We start from the raw sequence: 13,691 nt of genomic DNA on the forward strand, positions 1-13,691 counted from the left end.
CTCGGGACGCCGCCGGGCGGAGGAGCTCAGGACTCTCCGTCCGGCGACGGATGGGCTTCCAGGCCGCGGATCCCCAGGTCCACGAGCTGTTCCGCGAGCGCGTCGTCGAGCGGGCTGACGCCGAAGAGGAGATGGAAGTAGACCGGTGCGTAGAACAGCTGGGCTGCCGTCCCCGGATCGAGGTCGGACCGGAAGACGCCTTCGTCGATTCCCCTGCGCATCAGCTTCTCGACGGCCGCAGCGCGCTCCTGCCAGAACCGCGCGCGGAAGTTGGCCATCGTCTCGGGGTCGTACTGCCCCTCGGCGATGATCTGGGCGACCAGCTTGCCCTGCGGGCCGGCGTACTGGGAGATCAGCGACTTGAGGTGCGCCAGGAGGGCGTCGCGCACCGGCACCCCTTCGGGGATGCGGGTGTGCGCCAGGTGGTTCTCCATGAAGGCGTCGATGACGACCGCGGCCTTGTTCGGCCACCACCGGTAGATCGTCGCCTTGCTGACCTTGGCCCGCTTGGCGATCGCCTCCATGGTCAGTTTCTGCACCGTGGTGGCGCGCCTGCCGTCGCGGACAAGGAGATCCATGGTCGCGTCGAGGATCGCTCGACGACTCGATTCGCTTCGTACAGCCACGGAGCCAAGTTAACCCACGCGCGGCCTCATTCCCCAATGCACTACGGGATCGACAAGGCCATCAGCCTGTCATACGATACGAAACGTTTCGAATAGATGAAGGAGCTGTACACATGAAGCTGGGTCGGATCTCAGTACCTTCTCCCGATGGCGACCAAATCAGGATCGTCGCCGTGCGGCCCGACGAGGGCAGGGTCATCGACCTGGCCAGGGCCTACGCCCTGGGCAGGCATGCCGAGGGCGCGACGCCGGACGCGGCCCGCCGACTGGCCGCGGCCCACTTCCCGTCGAGCATGGCCGCCGCCATCGCCGCCGGGCCGGCCTTCCTCGACGCCGCCCACCGGGCCGTGGACGGGGCCGCCGATGACGCCTCGCTGCCCATCGAGGGCCTGTCCTGGGTGGCGGCCGTCGACCCACCGGTCATCCGTGACGGACTGACCTTCCCGGCGCACATGAAGGGGTTCCACGAGAGGGTGGGCGGCGGACTGCCCAACCCTCAGCTGTTCAAGACGCCCGGCTACTTCAAGGGATCCACCGGAGTGGTCTACGGCCACGACGAGGAGATCCCCTACCCGAGCTACTCCGAATACGTCGACTACGAACTGGAGATTGGCCTCATCGTCGGAGCCGCAGGCAGCAACCTGACCCCCGACGGCGCCCGCGCCCACCTGTTCGGCGTCACGATCTTCAACGACTTCAGCGCGCGCGACGTCCAGGGCTACGAGATGGCCATGAGCATGGGCCCGCAGAAGTGCAAGGACTATGCGTACGGCATCGGTCCCTGGATCACGACCGTCGACGAACTGCCCTCCGTCGACGGACTCAAGGGCGTCGTCCGCGTCAACGGTGAGGTCTGGAGTGAGACCGCTGCCGAGGGAATGATCTACACGCCGGAAGAAATGCTCGCCTACGTCTCCATCAACGACAGGCTTCAGCCCGGCGACCTGATCGGCTCCGGCACCCTGCCCAACGGCTCCGGCCTGGAGATCGACCGGCGGCTGTCGCTCGGAGACGTCATCGAACTCGAACTGGAAGGCGTCGGTGTCCTGCGCAACCGACTGAGCGCCGAGCCGGACAAGGCCCCCTGGTGGCCCGAGCCCCGCCCGTACCCCTTCGGTACGCCGGCGAACTGACGACGGGACCGACGAAGATGACCACCCCGCACGCCATCAAGCCGATACGGCGCATCGTCACCGGCCACACCGCCGACGGCCGCTCCACCGTCATCAGCGACGGCCCGGCTCCCAACGTCTTCGTGTCCGACTCCGTCAAAGGGTTCGGCGCGATCGTCCCCTGGCAGACCGAACCGGGCGATGTCAGCAACGACGGCAACCAGGACGCGGCCTCCGCCGACGTCCAGGTGCCGATGCACCCCAAGCCCGGCGGAACGGTCTTCCGGATCGCGAGCTTCCCGCCCGACACCGCCTACACCGACGCCGCCGCCGACTCCCTCTTCGACGACATCGACGGCGAACACGCCCGCGACGCCGCCCAACACACCGTCGGCGGCCGCCACTTCTGGTTCCACCGCACCGACAGCCTGGACTACGCCCTTGTCCTGGAGGGTGAGATATGGCTGCTGACGGACGAGGGAGAGACCCTCGCCAGGGCCGGTGACGTGATCATCCAGCGAGGCACCAGCCACTCCTGGTCCAACCGCAGTGACACGACCTGCCGCGTGGCCTTCGTCCTCATCGGTGCCCTCCCCGTCGACACCGCTGTCTCATGAGCACCGCGCAGGACATTCTGTGGATGCCCAGCAGCGCCCGGCAGGACGGCAGCGAACTGGCTCGCTACCGCCGTGGGCTGAAGGACTACGACGGCGGTGCCGACTACCTTGATCTCTGGCGCTGGTCGACGCAAGACCTGGGCCGGTTCTGGGAGTCCGTCGCCGAGTTCGAGGACGTACGACTCGGTGGTACCCCGACCGGTCCGGTGGCTCCGCGGGAGATGCCCGGAGGCACGTGGTTTCCCGGCCGTACCGTGAACTATGCCGAGCATGTGCTGCGCCGCTGCCCGGGCGAGGCGCTCGTCGTCGTGGACGACGACGGCACGTCCCACAAGCTCTCGCGAGCCGAACTCCGCAGCCAGGTCGCCGCCGTCTCCGCCGCGCTGCGCCGGATGGGTGTGGCCCACGGCGACCGGGTGGCCGCCGTCCTGCCCAACCGCGCGGAGGCCGTCGTAGGACTCCTCGCCTGTGCGGCGGTGGGGGCCGTCTGGTCGGTGTGCTCCCCGGAGTTCGGCGCGGATGGGGTGACCTCCCGGTTCGCCCAGCTGGAGCCCAAGGTGCTGCTGCTCACGGACGGCTACCACTACGGCGGACGGACGCACGAGCGCACCGACGAGATGCGCACCCTGCTCGACCGACTGCCGTCGGTGGAGCACGTGCTCTGGGTCGATCACCTCCACCCCGGAAGCCTGCCTACGGCGGACCGCCCCGTGTCGCTCTGGGGCACGGTCGCCGCGGGAGGAGGCGAGCCGGAGTTCGACGAGCTGCCCTTCGACCACCCGCTGTGGGTGCTGTTCTCATCCGGTACCACCGGGGCACCCAAGGGCATCGTGCACGGCCACGGAGGTGTCCTCCTGGAACACCTCAAGGTCCTGCGGCTGCACTCGGACCTACGGGCCGGCGACCGCTATCTCACCGTCGCCAGCACCAGCTGGGTGGTGTGGAACATGCTGGTCGCCGGGCTCGCGGTCGGCGCCACGATCGTTCTGCTGGACGGGAACCCGGTCCGCCCCGACCTGGGGCGCGTCTTCCGCGTCGCCGACGAACACGACGTCGACACGCTCGGTGTCAGCGCCGGATACCTGCACGCCTGCCTCAAGACCGGTCTCGCCCCTGAAACCGGGGCACTGCGGACGGTGCAGGTGACCGGATCGCCGCTGTCCACCGACGGTTTCCGTTGGGTCTACGACCGGCTCGGCAACGTGTGGCTGACTTCCATGAGCGGCGGCACCGACGTGTGCTCGATCTTCGTCGGCGGAGCCCCCACCCTCCCCGTCCGCGTGGGCCGCATCCAGGCACCCGCCCTGGGCGTTTCCGTCGCAGCATGGGACGAGGACGGCAACCCCGTGGTCGGCAAGCGGGGCGAGCTGGTGATCACGCAGCCGATGCCCTCGATGCCGCTCCGTTTCTGGAACGACTCCGACGGCCGGCGCTATCGGCAGAGCTACTTCTCCGTGTACGCCGGAGCCTGGCGGCACGGGGACTTCATCGAGTTCGAGCCCGACGGCAGCAGTGTGATCCACGGCCGCTCGGACTCCACCCTGAACCGGCAGGGCGTGCGCATGGGGCCCGCGGACATCTACCGGGTCGTCGAGGCGCTGCCCGAGGTGCGCGAAGCCCTCGTCGTGGGCGCCGAACTGGGCGAAGACGCCTACTACATGCCGCTGTTCGTCGCCCTCCAGGAGAACGCCGACTTCGATGCGGTGGCGCAGCGCATCAACCAGGTGCTCCGGGACGAGCTGTCACCGCGGCACGTGCCCGACGAGATCGTGCCCATGCGCGGGATCCCGCACACCCGCACGGGAAAGAAGATCGAGGTGCCGGTCAAGCGCTTGCTGCAGGGAGCTTCCCTGAACGACGTCGTGGACCTGGGCGCGGTGGACGACAGCGCACTGCTCCAGGAGTACGCGGAGTTCGCCCACACCCGCCGGAAAGCATGAGGAAACCATGAGCCAGACCCCCTTCTCACTGGGAACGTTCGCCGACGGACAGTCCGGTCCGTTCCCCGGCATCGTCGTGAACGACAGGGTGTACGACACCCGGACCGTCCTGCCCGCGGCCACGACCACATCGGGCCTGCTGGCCGACTGGGACGCATCGCTGGAGGCGCTCCAGTCCCTGGCCGACGCGCCCGAGCGCGACGGGCGGCCGGTCGGGGAGCTCACGGTGCTCGCCCCGGTCCAGCCACCGGGCCAGATCTTCGGCGCCGGAGCCAACTATCGCGAGCACGTCATCCAGATCACGGTGGCGCACCGCCTGGGCAAGGCGGACGCCACCGAGGAGGAGCTGCGCGAGCAGGCCGCCCGGGAGATGGACGAGCGTGCCGCGCACGGCGAGCCGTACGTGTGGGTGGGCGTCCCGTCCGCGATCAGTGGCCCGTACGACGACGTGATCCTGCCCTCCCTCGGTGAGAACCATGACTGGGAACTCGAGCTGGGCGTGGTCATCGGGCGCGAGACACGCGAGGTGAGCCGTGACGAGGCACTGGACCACGTCGCCGGGTACACCATCTGCAACGACCTGACGACGCGCAGCCTGGTGCCCCGCCCGGAGATCCCGATGATGGGCACCGACTGGATGCGGGCGAAGAACCAGCCCACGTTCTACCCCACGGGCCCCTACCTCGTGCCGGCGCGCTTCGTGCCCGACCCGCAGGACCTGGACATCACGCTCCGGCTCAACGGCAAGGTCATGCAGAAGGGCAACACCAACGACATGATCTTCGGAATCGCGGCCCTCATCTCGTACATCTCGCACCGGGTGACACTGCAGCCGGGCGACATGATCATCACTGGTTCTCCGCAGGGCAACGGTTCGCACTACGGCCGGTTCCTGCAGGCGGGCGACGTGATGGAGAGCGGGATCACCGGACTCGGCGCGCAGCGAAACCTCTGCAGGTAGCAGCCGTCACGTCCGTTGTCTGACCTCGAATTGCAGCGAGCGGGTGGTGAGCTTCTCCAGCAGTGCGATCAGCGTCCGCTGTTCGTCCGCGCTGAGCGAGCCGGCCCAGTCCTGTTCACGTTCGTTGTGCGCTTGGAAAGCCGTGGTGATCGCGTGCAGACCGCTCTCGGTGAGGCTGAGGTTGACCGCGCGTCCGTCGTGCGGGGCGCGTCTCTTGGTGACGAGACCGTCCCGCTCCAGCGTGTTCACCAGCGCCGACACGGCCGCGCGACTCATGCCGGACAGCTCCGCGACCTTCTTCGCTTCGACGGGGCTCGACAGCCAGATCGCGAAAAGGACGCGGAAGCCGGGCCACGACCATCCGCGGGGCCGGTGAACGGTTGATTCCAGGTCGTAGACCAGCATGTTCGCGGCCCGGTGGAGGGTGAGCACCAACCGCATCGCCAGCGGATCGACGCCTGGGAGCTCACGGCTCGCGCGGCTGACCGCATGGTCGATGAACGACCAGAAGTGCAGGTCCTCGTTGTCCGGGTGCTCGTGGTTCACACCAGGAGTGTAGGCCGGACGGCCGCTCACCCTCCGGCCCGCCTTCACGGCCGGACTCTGCCGAGTAGCGTCCCCGTTTCCGAAACGCATCGAATGCCCCAGGGACAAGAGGAAAGCCTTATGAGCACCAAGACCGCTCCCGCAGATGTCCTCAGCGAGAAGTCTCTCTTCCAGGAGTCGGCCTACGTCGACGGACGCTGGGTCAGCCACGGGGAGTCCGGGCGGTTCTCCGTCGACAACCCTTCCACGGGCGCGACGATCGCGGATCTGCCGTCCATGAGCCGGGCCCAGGTGGCTGATGCCATCACGGCGGCCGGCCGCGCGCTCCCGGACTGGCGCGCCCGGTCCGGCAAGCAGCGGGCCCAGGTCCTGCGCCGTTGGTTCGAGCTCGTGACGGAACACACGGAGGATCTCGCTCGCCTGATCACCCTGGAGGAGGGCAAGCCCCTCGCGGAAGCACGTGGCGAGGTGGCGTACGCGGCGTCGTTCATCGAGTGGTTCGCCGAGGAGGCGAAGCGCGTGCGCGGCGACATCTTCCCGGCCCCCGACCCGTCACGCCGCGTCCTCGTACTCAAGGAGCCGGTCGGCGTGTGTGTCGCCATCACACCCTGGAACTTCCCGGCGGCCATGATCACGCGCAAGGCCGCGCCGGCGCTCGCCGCCGGATGCACGATGGTCGTCAAGCCGGCCGCCCAGACGCCGCTGACCGCGCTCGCGCTCGCTGAGCTCGCCGAACGCGCCGGCGTCCCGGCGGGCGTCCTCAACGTCGTCCTGGGCAAGGCCCGTGAGATCGGTCCGGAGCTGACCGGCAACCCAGTGGTGCGCAAGGTGAGTTTCACCGGCTCGACCGAGGTGGGACGCGCCCTGCTCACCGAGTGCGCGCAGACGGTGAAGAAGGTCTCGATGGAGCTCGGGGGCAACGCGCCGGTCCTGGTCTTCGACGACGCCGACCTCAAGGCGGCTGTCGAGGGCGTCCTCGCGAGCAAGTACCGCAACACCGGCCAGGCCTGCATCAGCGCGAACCGGGTCTACGTCCAGTCCGGCATCTACGACCGCTTCGCCGAGGAACTCGCCAAGCGGGTCAGCGAGTTGACTGTCGGCGACGGGTTCGAACCCGGCGCGGAGCAGGGGCCCCTCATCGATGCCGCCGCCGTCGACAAGGTCCAGGAACACATCACCGATGCCACCGGCCACGGCGCACGCGTCCTGTGCGGCGGATCGGGCCACGAACGTGGCGGGTTCTTCTTCCAGCCGACCGTGCTCGCCGACGTGGCCCCCGGTATGAAGATCACGCGGGAGGAGACGTTCGGGCCGGTCACCCCGCTCATCCGGTTCGTCGACGAGGCGGAGGCGATCCGCATGGCCAATGACACCGAGTACGGGCTCGCGGCCTACCTCTACAGCCGCGACGCCGAGCGGATCTGGCGGGTCTCCGCCGCGATCGAGGCGGGCATGGTCGGCATCAACTCGGGGCTGATCTCCAACGAGGTCGCACCGTTCGGCGGCATCAAGCAGTCCGGCCTCGGGCGTGAAGGCTCGGTCCACGGCATCGACGAGTACCTGGAGATGAAGTACCTCTCCTGGGAAGGCGCGGGTGCCCGGTAGACCTCCACGGACTCAACGCACACGACGAACGAAAGGGACAGCCATGTCCGCATACACCCGTGCCGAGGCACGTGACTGGGCCCGCGAGAAGCTTGTCGGCGCGGTCAACTGCACCATCCCCTCGTTCACCGGCGACCTGCGGGCCGTCAATGAGCGAGCCGTCCGCCACGACATCCGCCTCGCCAAGGAGCATGGTTTCATCGGCACCCTCGGTGTCTCCGAGATCAGCATCACCCTCGACGAGTACCTGGAGTTCCTCCGCATCTCCAAGGACGAGGCGGGCGACGGCTTCTACGTTGTCCACCACGCGAGCTGGAACGACCTCGAGCAGAACCTCGAAGCGGTCCGTGGTGCCGAAGCGGCGGGAGCGGACCTGGTACTGCTGGCCTACCCGCCCAACTTCTACCCGGAGTCCGAGCAGGAGATCTACGACTACACCAAGGCGGTCTGCGAGGCCACGAACCTCGGGATCATCCTGTTCCCTATGACCATCTGGAACTTCGGCGTTCGCATCCACCCCTCCGATCTCCCGACCCGGCTGATCCGCCGTCTGATCGACGACATCCCCAACATCGCGGTCATCAAGGCCGAAGGCGGATACCCCAACATCCAGAGCGCCGTCGAGTGCAGCCGGCTCTTTGGCGACGAGGTGGTCATATCGGTGCCGATCGAGGGCGATCTGATCCCTCTGTCGCAGGTGATGCCCATTCAGTTGTCGGCGACCAGCGACCACGAGTACTTCGGCCCGATGATCCCGCGCGTCATGCAGTTGCTGCGCGACGGGAAACACGATGAGGCGACGGCGATCTACTGGCAGCTGCATCCCGCCCGCAAGACCAAGGCCGCACTGTTCGGGACCCTGCACGGTGGGTCGGTCCTCAACCGCCAGGCCTGGAAGTTCCAGGGTTGGCTGCAGGGGTACAACGGCGGACCGCTCCGCCAGCCGACGATGCGCCTCCAGGACAGCCAGATGGCCGCCCTGCGCAAGGGACTCGTGGACGCAGGCCTGGAGCCGAGCATGGATCCCATCCGTGAGTTCTTCACCGGACGCCACCCGGCCTGACAATCAGGACCCCGGACCGGCCCCTGGGGCGGCAGCCGCAGAGCGGCCGCCCCCGGGGCCGTAGTTGTCCGACTCAAGGGGCTGATGACCGTTCAGTGTTCTTGGAAGGCCCGGCTGATACGGGCGTCCAGAGACACGCCAGCGCCCCGTTCGCCCGCGAGACGCGCGCACAGTGCCGCCACGGTCAGATCCTGCAGAGCGGACCCGACCGACTTGTAGAGCACGATGTCATCGGTTCCGGTCCGGCCCGGTGCGTGACCGGAGACCACGTCGGCGAGAGAAACGAGCTTGTCGGTGAACTCCACGCCCTCGGCCCGTGCGGCGATGAAGTCGCCGGTCTCGTGGGCGACTTCATCGACAAGGTCGCACACCACGACATCCGCGCGGTCGATGGCGACAGGGTCGAGTTCACGCTGCTCGGGCAGCGTCGACCCGATGGACACCACTGTCGTACCCGGCTTGAGCCAGGTGCCGCGAACGGTGGGCGTCTCGTCCCGGGACCGGGCGGCGCACAGCACCAGATCCACGCCGTCGACCGCGTCCTCGGGCGCCTCGGCGGGGACCACCTCGGCCGCCAGGTCGCTGAACGACCCCGCGAACCGGGCTCGGCTCGCCGGGCTCGGGCTGTAGACCCGCACGGAGGTGAGCTCCCGCGACGCGGCCAGGGCCCGAAGGTGATTCGTCGCCTCGAACCCCGAGCCGATGACGGCGACCGAGAGCGGCCTTTGCGGTGCCAGGAACCGCACGGCGAGGGCCGAGGTCGCCGCGGTACGGAAGCCCGTGATCGACCGGCCGTCCAGCAGGGCGACGAGCTCCGTGGTCTCGAGGTCGAACAGCGCCACGAGGTAGGCGCCCCTGCGCTTGCCGTTCGACACGGCTATGAGCTTGGCTCCCATCACACCGCTGCTCGGGAGTATCCCGCTGAGGGTGCGCATCCACTCCGCCTCGCCCCTGGCCATCGTCCGCGGGGGAAAGTGCGCTTCGGACACCGGAGCGGCGTAGGCCTCGTGCAGAGCCTTCAGCGCGGACTCCCAGTCGAGCAGGGAACGGACGTCGTCGTCGGTGAGATACACGGCCATGCGGAAGCTCCTTGCGGGTGAGCCGGTCGACCGGAGGAGGTGGGTGCGCGTGACAGGCCGGAAGACGCCGGCTACGAAGATCGTGGCGAGTGGGAACCGAGAGGTGCTGGGGCCCGCCAACTCCTGGCACACATTGGCTCGTTGACGGCAGGGCCGTGCAGATCGCAGAGGATCCGGTGGGGCACGAGCCGGGCGACCCGCCTACTCCGTTCGGTGCGGTACGTATCGTTTCGATTCACGCTCACTTTAAGTGGCGGCCGCACTGTCCGCAATCCCGTGCGCACCTCCAAACCCCGTGCGTACGCGCCCCGGAAACCGGCTACGCCGAGATCTCCCCGAAGCCGATCACGTGTGATCCCCGGCCGCCGGCCGTACCGGTCCGTCCGCGAGGGCCCGGCGGCAGAAGTCGGCGAACGCCCTGGCTCGCCTGGTGAGGTTGGCGCGGGCGGGCCAGGCGAGCAGTACGGGCATGTCCGGCACCTCCTCCCGGATCGCGCATTCGGCCAGCGGTACGCCCTCGTGGCTGATGCCGGAGGCCGGCCGCTGGATCAGAAGTGAGTAGCCGAGACCCCGCGCCACCAGGGAACGCACCGTCTCGAAGCTGCTCGTCGTATGCCGGATCACCGGCCGTATGCCGAGTGAGGCGAGCAGCTCCGTGAAGTAGTGCAGGCTCGGCGGGTTGTCGAGCATGACCATCGGTTCGTCCGCGAGGTCGTGCAGGCTCACCGGCGCCTGTCCGGCCAGGGGGTGCGCGCGGGGCAGGAGCAGATGCGGCCGGGTGATGTACAGCGTCTCCTGCTGAATGCCCGGCTGCAGGTCGAGGTCGTACAGCAGGGCCATCTCGCAGCTGCCGTCGAGAAGTTTCTCCTGCAGTTCCACCTGAGTGCCCTCCGCGAAGCTCAGCCGCACCGTCGGATGCTCGGTGGCGAAACCCTCCAGGACGCCGGGCATCAGGAACGGGGCCAGGGTCGTGTAGCAGCCGACCGTCAGGTTCCCGGAGAGCTCCCCGCCCAGGTTGCGCGCACTGGAGACCAGTTCGTCCGCGTGGGCGAGCAGCGGGCGCGCGTCCGCGAGCACGGCCAGGCCGGCCTGGGTGATCGTCAGCCCTTTGGCCTGGCGGCGCAGGAACAGCTGGACGCCGAGGGTGCGCTCGAGCTCGCTGACGGCCAGGGCGATCGTCGACTGGGAGATGTGCTGGCGTGCCGCGGCGCCCGCGATGGTTCCGGCCTCGGCCGCCGCCACGAAGAACCGGAGCTGGCGCAGTGAGAGCGTCATGGTCCATACCTCAGGATTCCTGTGGTTGTTGTCGGTGCATTGCTGGATTCCAGGGTATTCCGTGCTCAGGCGGTGTACCGCACAGTCGTTGCAGCCCGATGCGGCCGACATCCCCTGTCGGATGTGGCCGACACGTGAGGAGCCGCCATGTCCATCACACGCAATGTCACCAGCAAGGACCTCTACGCCGACCCGTATCCCGTCTACCGCGAACTCAGGGACGACGAGCCCTGGGCCTGGTCGGACGGGCTCGGCATGTGGCTCGTCAGCCGCTACGAGGACGTCGTCTTCGTCGACGAGCACCCCGAGATCTTCACCGCGCACCAGGAGAACTCCCTCGCCGAACGCACCATGGGTCTGGTCATGATCCGAACCGACGGCGACGCCCACCGCAGGCTGCGCTCGGCGGTGGACGGCCCGCTGAAGCGCCGCAACGTGCGTCAGCAGTGGTCGGCGGGGCTCACCTCGCACGCCACGGAACTCGCCGGGCGGTTGGCCGAGAAGCCGGAGTTCGACCTGGTGACGGACTTCGCGGCGCCGTTCGCCGCTCAGGCGCTGATGCGGACGGCGGGGCTGCCCGACGTGACCACCGAGCAGGTGGTCGAGTGGTCACGCGCCTTCATCGCGGGTCTGGCCAACCACGACGACGACCCCGCCGTCTGGGAACGGGCCGGACGTGCCAGGGCCGAGGTGGGGGAGTTGGTCCGCGAGGCCGTCGCCCGCGTGACGGCCGCACCGGACCACACCGTGATCTCCGCGATGGTGCACGCCGAGCTCGCCGAACCGCTGACCACCGAGGAGATCGCCACTCAGGTGCGTCTGATGATCTCCGGCGGCTTCAACGAGCCCTGGCACGCGCTGGCCACCCTGGTCTGGCAGCTGTGTGAACAGCCTCAGCTGCGTGACCGTGTGCTGGCCGACTCCGAGGCCCTCGACGCGGCCATCGAGGAGACGATGCGCTGGCTCACCCCCGTCGGAGCCTTTCCGCGTCAGCTCGCCGTCGACCACACGGTGGGGGGCGTGACCTTGCGGGCCGGGGACAAGCTGCTCGCGCTCGCTGCGTCGGCCAACCGGGACGACCGGAAGTTCGCCACCCCCGACGCCTTCGACATCGACCGTCCCGGACTGTCGGACCACCTCGCCTTCTCGCTCGGCGCCCACTACTGCCTCGGCACCTATCTGGCGCGGGAGCAACTCCGCACCGCGGTGCCCGCGCTGTTCGACTCGCTCACCGGGCTGCGCGTCACCAGCACTCCGAACCTCGTCGGCTGGATGTTCCGCGGACCGGAATCGGTCCTCATGCGTCACGACACCCAGGGCGTGAACGGAGCCGCACAGTGATACAGCTCTGTCCCATCGCGGACCTCACCCCCGGTGTGGTCACCCGGATCGCCAGGCCCGACGTGCCGGTTCCCCTGGCACTCGTCAAGGTCGGCGAACGTGTCTTCTGCGTCGACGACACCTGCTCCCACGAGACCGCCTCGTTGTCCGATGGCTGGCTCGACGGCCATGAGATCGAATGCCCGCTGCACGAGTCACGTTTCGACCTGCGCACCGGCAAGCCCGACTGCCCGCCCGCGCGGCGGCCCATCCGTACCCACGTCGTGCAGGTCGTCGACGGCATGGTGTGCGTCGACGCGACGTCGTTGGCGCCGACCGCGGAGACCGCGCGATGACCACGATCGCCGTCGTCGGCACCGGACTGGCCGGTGTCAGAGCCGCCGAAGCCCTCCGCACCGAGGGCTACGACGGGCGTCTCGTGCTGGTCGGTGAGGAGGCCGCGCAGCCCTATGACCGGCCTCCGTTGTCCAAGCAGGTGCTGCTGGGCAAGTGCGACAGCCAGGACATCGCACTGACGGACGAAGACCTGCGTGCCGTGCTCGACGCCCAATGGCTGCTTGGTACCCGCGCCACCGCTCTCGATCCGGCCTCACGGACGCTCACCCTCGCCGACGGGCGAAGCCTGCACGCGGACGGTGTGGTCATCGCGACGGGAGCCCGCGCTCGCACACTCCCCGGAATGCCGCGGCTGCGTGGGTTGCACACCCTCCGCACGCTCGATGACGCACACCGATTGCGCGAGGACCTGTCTCGGCCCGGCCGGGTCGTCGTAGTGGGAGGCGGGTTCATCGGCGCGGAGGTCGCCTCCTCGGCGCGTGCCCTCGGACACGAGGTGACCATCGTCGAGTACGAACGGAAGCCGTTGCTGCGTCAGTTGGGGCCCGACGCCGCTGGCATCCTGGGTCGCCTGCACACGGATCACGGCGTCGCTTTGGTGACCGGCGTGGGTGTCACGGGCCTCGTCGGCGAGGACGGGGTGCGAGCGGTGGAGTTGTCCGACGGCCGCCTCCTGCCCGCGGACGTGGTGGTCGTCGGCGTGGGAGCCGTGCCCAACACCGAGTGGCTGACAGGTTCCGGCGTCGCCTGCGACAACGGCGTCCTCACGGACGAGCGGTGCCGGACCACCGTGCCTAGGGTCGTGGCGGCGGGCGACGTGGCCGCGTACCGCTGCCGCGGGGGGCGGCTGCGCATCGAGCACTGGACCAACGCGCGGGACATGCCGGTCATCGCAGCCGGATCGCTGCTGGCCACGCTGCGAGGGCAGGACCCCATGGCACAACCGGTCCACGACCCGCTGCCCTATGTGTGGTCGGACCAGTACGGAGTCCACCTCCAGATCGCCGGCAGACCTGGCGTCGACGACGTGCTCGAACTCGTCTCGGGCTCGTTCGACGACAGCTTCGCCGCCGTGTACCGGCGCGACGGCGAGATCTCCGGCGTCCTCGCGGTCGACAGCCCTAAGGAGTTCGGACGGCTGCGGCGGGATCTCCGCAGCGCCTGGAGCATCCGGTAGCCCGGTCGACGCG

At 68.8% G+C, this 13,691-nt stretch carries 13 protein-coding genes; 9 read left to right on the forward strand and 4 right to left on the reverse strand.

Annotated features, from left to right (window positions below; genetic code table 11):
* Positions 1–26: 26 nt before the first annotated feature.
* On the reverse strand, positions 27–626 hold the full coding sequence (locus OG607_RS38295; protein ID WP_405733776.1) for a TetR/AcrR family transcriptional regulator: 600 nt from the start codon (positions 624–626) through the stop codon (positions 27–29).
* Positions 627–739: 113 nt separating this feature from the next.
* Here OG607_RS38295 and OG607_RS38300 point away from each other — a divergent pair, with 113 nt between their 5' ends.
* The 4 genes from OG607_RS38300 to OG607_RS38315 are packed head-to-tail and all read left to right on the forward strand — an operon-like array spanning position 740 to position 5,256.
* On the forward strand, positions 740–1,759 hold the full coding sequence (locus OG607_RS38300) for a fumarylacetoacetate hydrolase family protein (protein WP_405733779.1): 1,020 nt from the start codon (positions 740–742) through the stop codon (positions 1,757–1,759).
* A gap of 17 nt (positions 1,760–1,776) precedes the next feature.
* The gene (locus OG607_RS38305; RefSeq protein ID WP_405733782.1) at positions 1,777–2,355 is read left to right on the forward strand and encodes a cupin domain-containing protein; all 579 of its coding nucleotides are present in this window, start codon (positions 1,777–1,779) and stop codon (positions 2,353–2,355) included.
* Positions 2,352–4,295, forward strand: coding sequence for an acetoacetate--CoA ligase (locus OG607_RS38310; protein WP_405733785.1), 1,944 nt, complete (start codon positions 2,352–2,354; stop codon positions 4,293–4,295). Before OG607_RS38305 ends, OG607_RS38310 begins: the two co-directional genes overlap by 4 nt.
* Before the next feature lie 7 nt (positions 4,296–4,302).
* Entirely contained in the window at positions 4,303–5,256 is a 954-nt protein-coding gene (locus tag OG607_RS38315; protein WP_405733788.1) for a fumarylacetoacetate hydrolase family protein, read from the forward strand.
* A 6-nt stretch (positions 5,257–5,262) separates the two neighbouring features.
* Here OG607_RS38315 and OG607_RS38320 read toward each other — a convergent pair whose 3' ends face one another.
* Complete coding sequence (locus OG607_RS38320) at positions 5,263–5,802, reverse strand: MarR family winged helix-turn-helix transcriptional regulator (protein ID WP_405733791.1); 540 nt, start codon at positions 5,800–5,802, stop codon at positions 5,263–5,265.
* 120 nt (positions 5,803–5,922) lie between these two features.
* Here OG607_RS38320 and OG607_RS38325 point away from each other — a divergent pair, with 120 nt between their 5' ends.
* Complete coding sequence (locus OG607_RS38325; protein ID WP_405733793.1) at positions 5,923–7,407, forward strand: NAD-dependent succinate-semialdehyde dehydrogenase; 1,485 nt, start codon at positions 5,923–5,925, stop codon at positions 7,405–7,407.
* A gap of 43 nt (positions 7,408–7,450) precedes the next feature.
* Entirely contained in the window at positions 7,451–8,470 is a 1,020-nt protein-coding gene (locus OG607_RS38330) for a dihydrodipicolinate synthase family protein (protein ID WP_405733796.1), read from the forward strand.
* Positions 8,471–8,562: 92 nt separating this feature from the next.
* Here the strand turns inward: OG607_RS38330 and OG607_RS38335 are convergent, their stop codons facing one another.
* Together OG607_RS38335 and OG607_RS38340 are read right to left on the reverse strand one after the other, a co-directional pair.
* Positions 8,563–9,549, reverse strand: a complete 987-nt coding sequence (locus tag OG607_RS38335; RefSeq protein ID WP_405733799.1) for an ornithine cyclodeaminase family protein — start codon at positions 9,547–9,549, stop codon at positions 8,563–8,565.
* A 345-nt stretch (positions 9,550–9,894) separates the two neighbouring features.
* Positions 9,895–10,824 (reverse strand): LysR family transcriptional regulator, encoded by a 930-nt coding sequence (locus tag OG607_RS38340; protein ID WP_405733802.1) that lies wholly within the window; start codon positions 10,822–10,824, stop codon positions 9,895–9,897.
* Between the two features lie 147 nt (positions 10,825–10,971).
* Here OG607_RS38340 and OG607_RS38345 point away from each other — a divergent pair, with 147 nt between their 5' ends.
* Genes OG607_RS38345 through OG607_RS38355 form a run of 3 tightly spaced genes read left to right on the forward strand, consistent with a single transcriptional unit; the run spans position 10,972 to position 13,678 of the window.
* Positions 10,972–12,165 (forward strand): cytochrome P450, encoded by a 1,194-nt coding sequence (locus tag OG607_RS38345; RefSeq protein ID WP_405733805.1) that lies wholly within the window; start codon positions 10,972–10,974, stop codon positions 12,163–12,165.
* Positions 12,162–12,500 carry a bifunctional 3-phenylpropionate/cinnamic acid dioxygenase ferredoxin subunit gene (locus tag OG607_RS38350; protein ID WP_405733808.1) on the forward strand — a complete coding sequence of 113 codons (339 nt, stop codon included), beginning with the start codon at positions 12,162–12,164 and terminating at the stop codon, positions 12,498–12,500. The genes OG607_RS38345 and OG607_RS38350 overlap by 4 nt, the downstream gene beginning before the upstream one ends.
* Positions 12,497–13,678, forward strand: a complete 1,182-nt coding sequence (locus OG607_RS38355; protein WP_405733810.1) for an NAD(P)/FAD-dependent oxidoreductase — start codon at positions 12,497–12,499, stop codon at positions 13,676–13,678. The genes OG607_RS38350 and OG607_RS38355 overlap by 4 nt, the downstream gene beginning before the upstream one ends.
* Positions 13,679–13,691 lie beyond the last annotated feature (13 nt).

It is taken from the genome of Streptomyces sp. NBC_01537 (genome assembly GCF_045040445.1).
Classification (GTDB): Bacteria; Actinomycetota; Actinomycetes; order Streptomycetales; family Streptomycetaceae; genus Actinacidiphila.

Excerpts from the sequence above, each read along its gene's own strand:
- OG607_RS38305 (WP_405733782.1), top strand. The coding sequence starts at position 1,777 with ATGACCACCCCGCACGCCATCAAGCCGATACGGCGCATCGTCACCGGC.
- OG607_RS38310 (WP_405733785.1), top strand. The coding sequence starts at position 2,352 with ATGAGCACCGCGCAGGACATTCTGTGGATGCCCAGCAGCGCCCGGCAG.
- OG607_RS38340 (WP_405733802.1), bottom strand. The coding sequence starts at position 10,824 with ATGACGCTCTCACTGCGCCAGCTCCGGTTCTTCGTGGCGGCGGCCGAG.
- OG607_RS38300 (WP_405733779.1), top strand. The coding sequence starts at position 740 with ATGAAGCTGGGTCGGATCTCAGTACCTTCTCCCGATGGCGACCAAATC.
- OG607_RS38315 (WP_405733788.1), top strand. The coding sequence starts at position 4,303 with ATGAGCCAGACCCCCTTCTCACTGGGAACGTTCGCCGACGGACAGTCC.
- OG607_RS38355 (WP_405733810.1), top strand. The coding sequence starts at position 12,497 with ATGACCACGATCGCCGTCGTCGGCACCGGACTGGCCGGTGTCAGAGCC.
- OG607_RS38325 (WP_405733793.1), top strand. The coding sequence starts at position 5,923 with ATGAGCACCAAGACCGCTCCCGCAGATGTCCTCAGCGAGAAGTCTCTC.
- OG607_RS38330 (WP_405733796.1), top strand. The coding sequence starts at position 7,451 with ATGTCCGCATACACCCGTGCCGAGGCACGTGACTGGGCCCGCGAGAAG.
- OG607_RS38335 (WP_405733799.1), bottom strand. The coding sequence starts at position 9,549 with ATGGCCGTGTATCTCACCGACGACGACGTCCGTTCCCTGCTCGACTGG.
- OG607_RS38345 (WP_405733805.1), top strand. The coding sequence starts at position 10,972 with ATGTCCATCACACGCAATGTCACCAGCAAGGACCTCTACGCCGACCCG.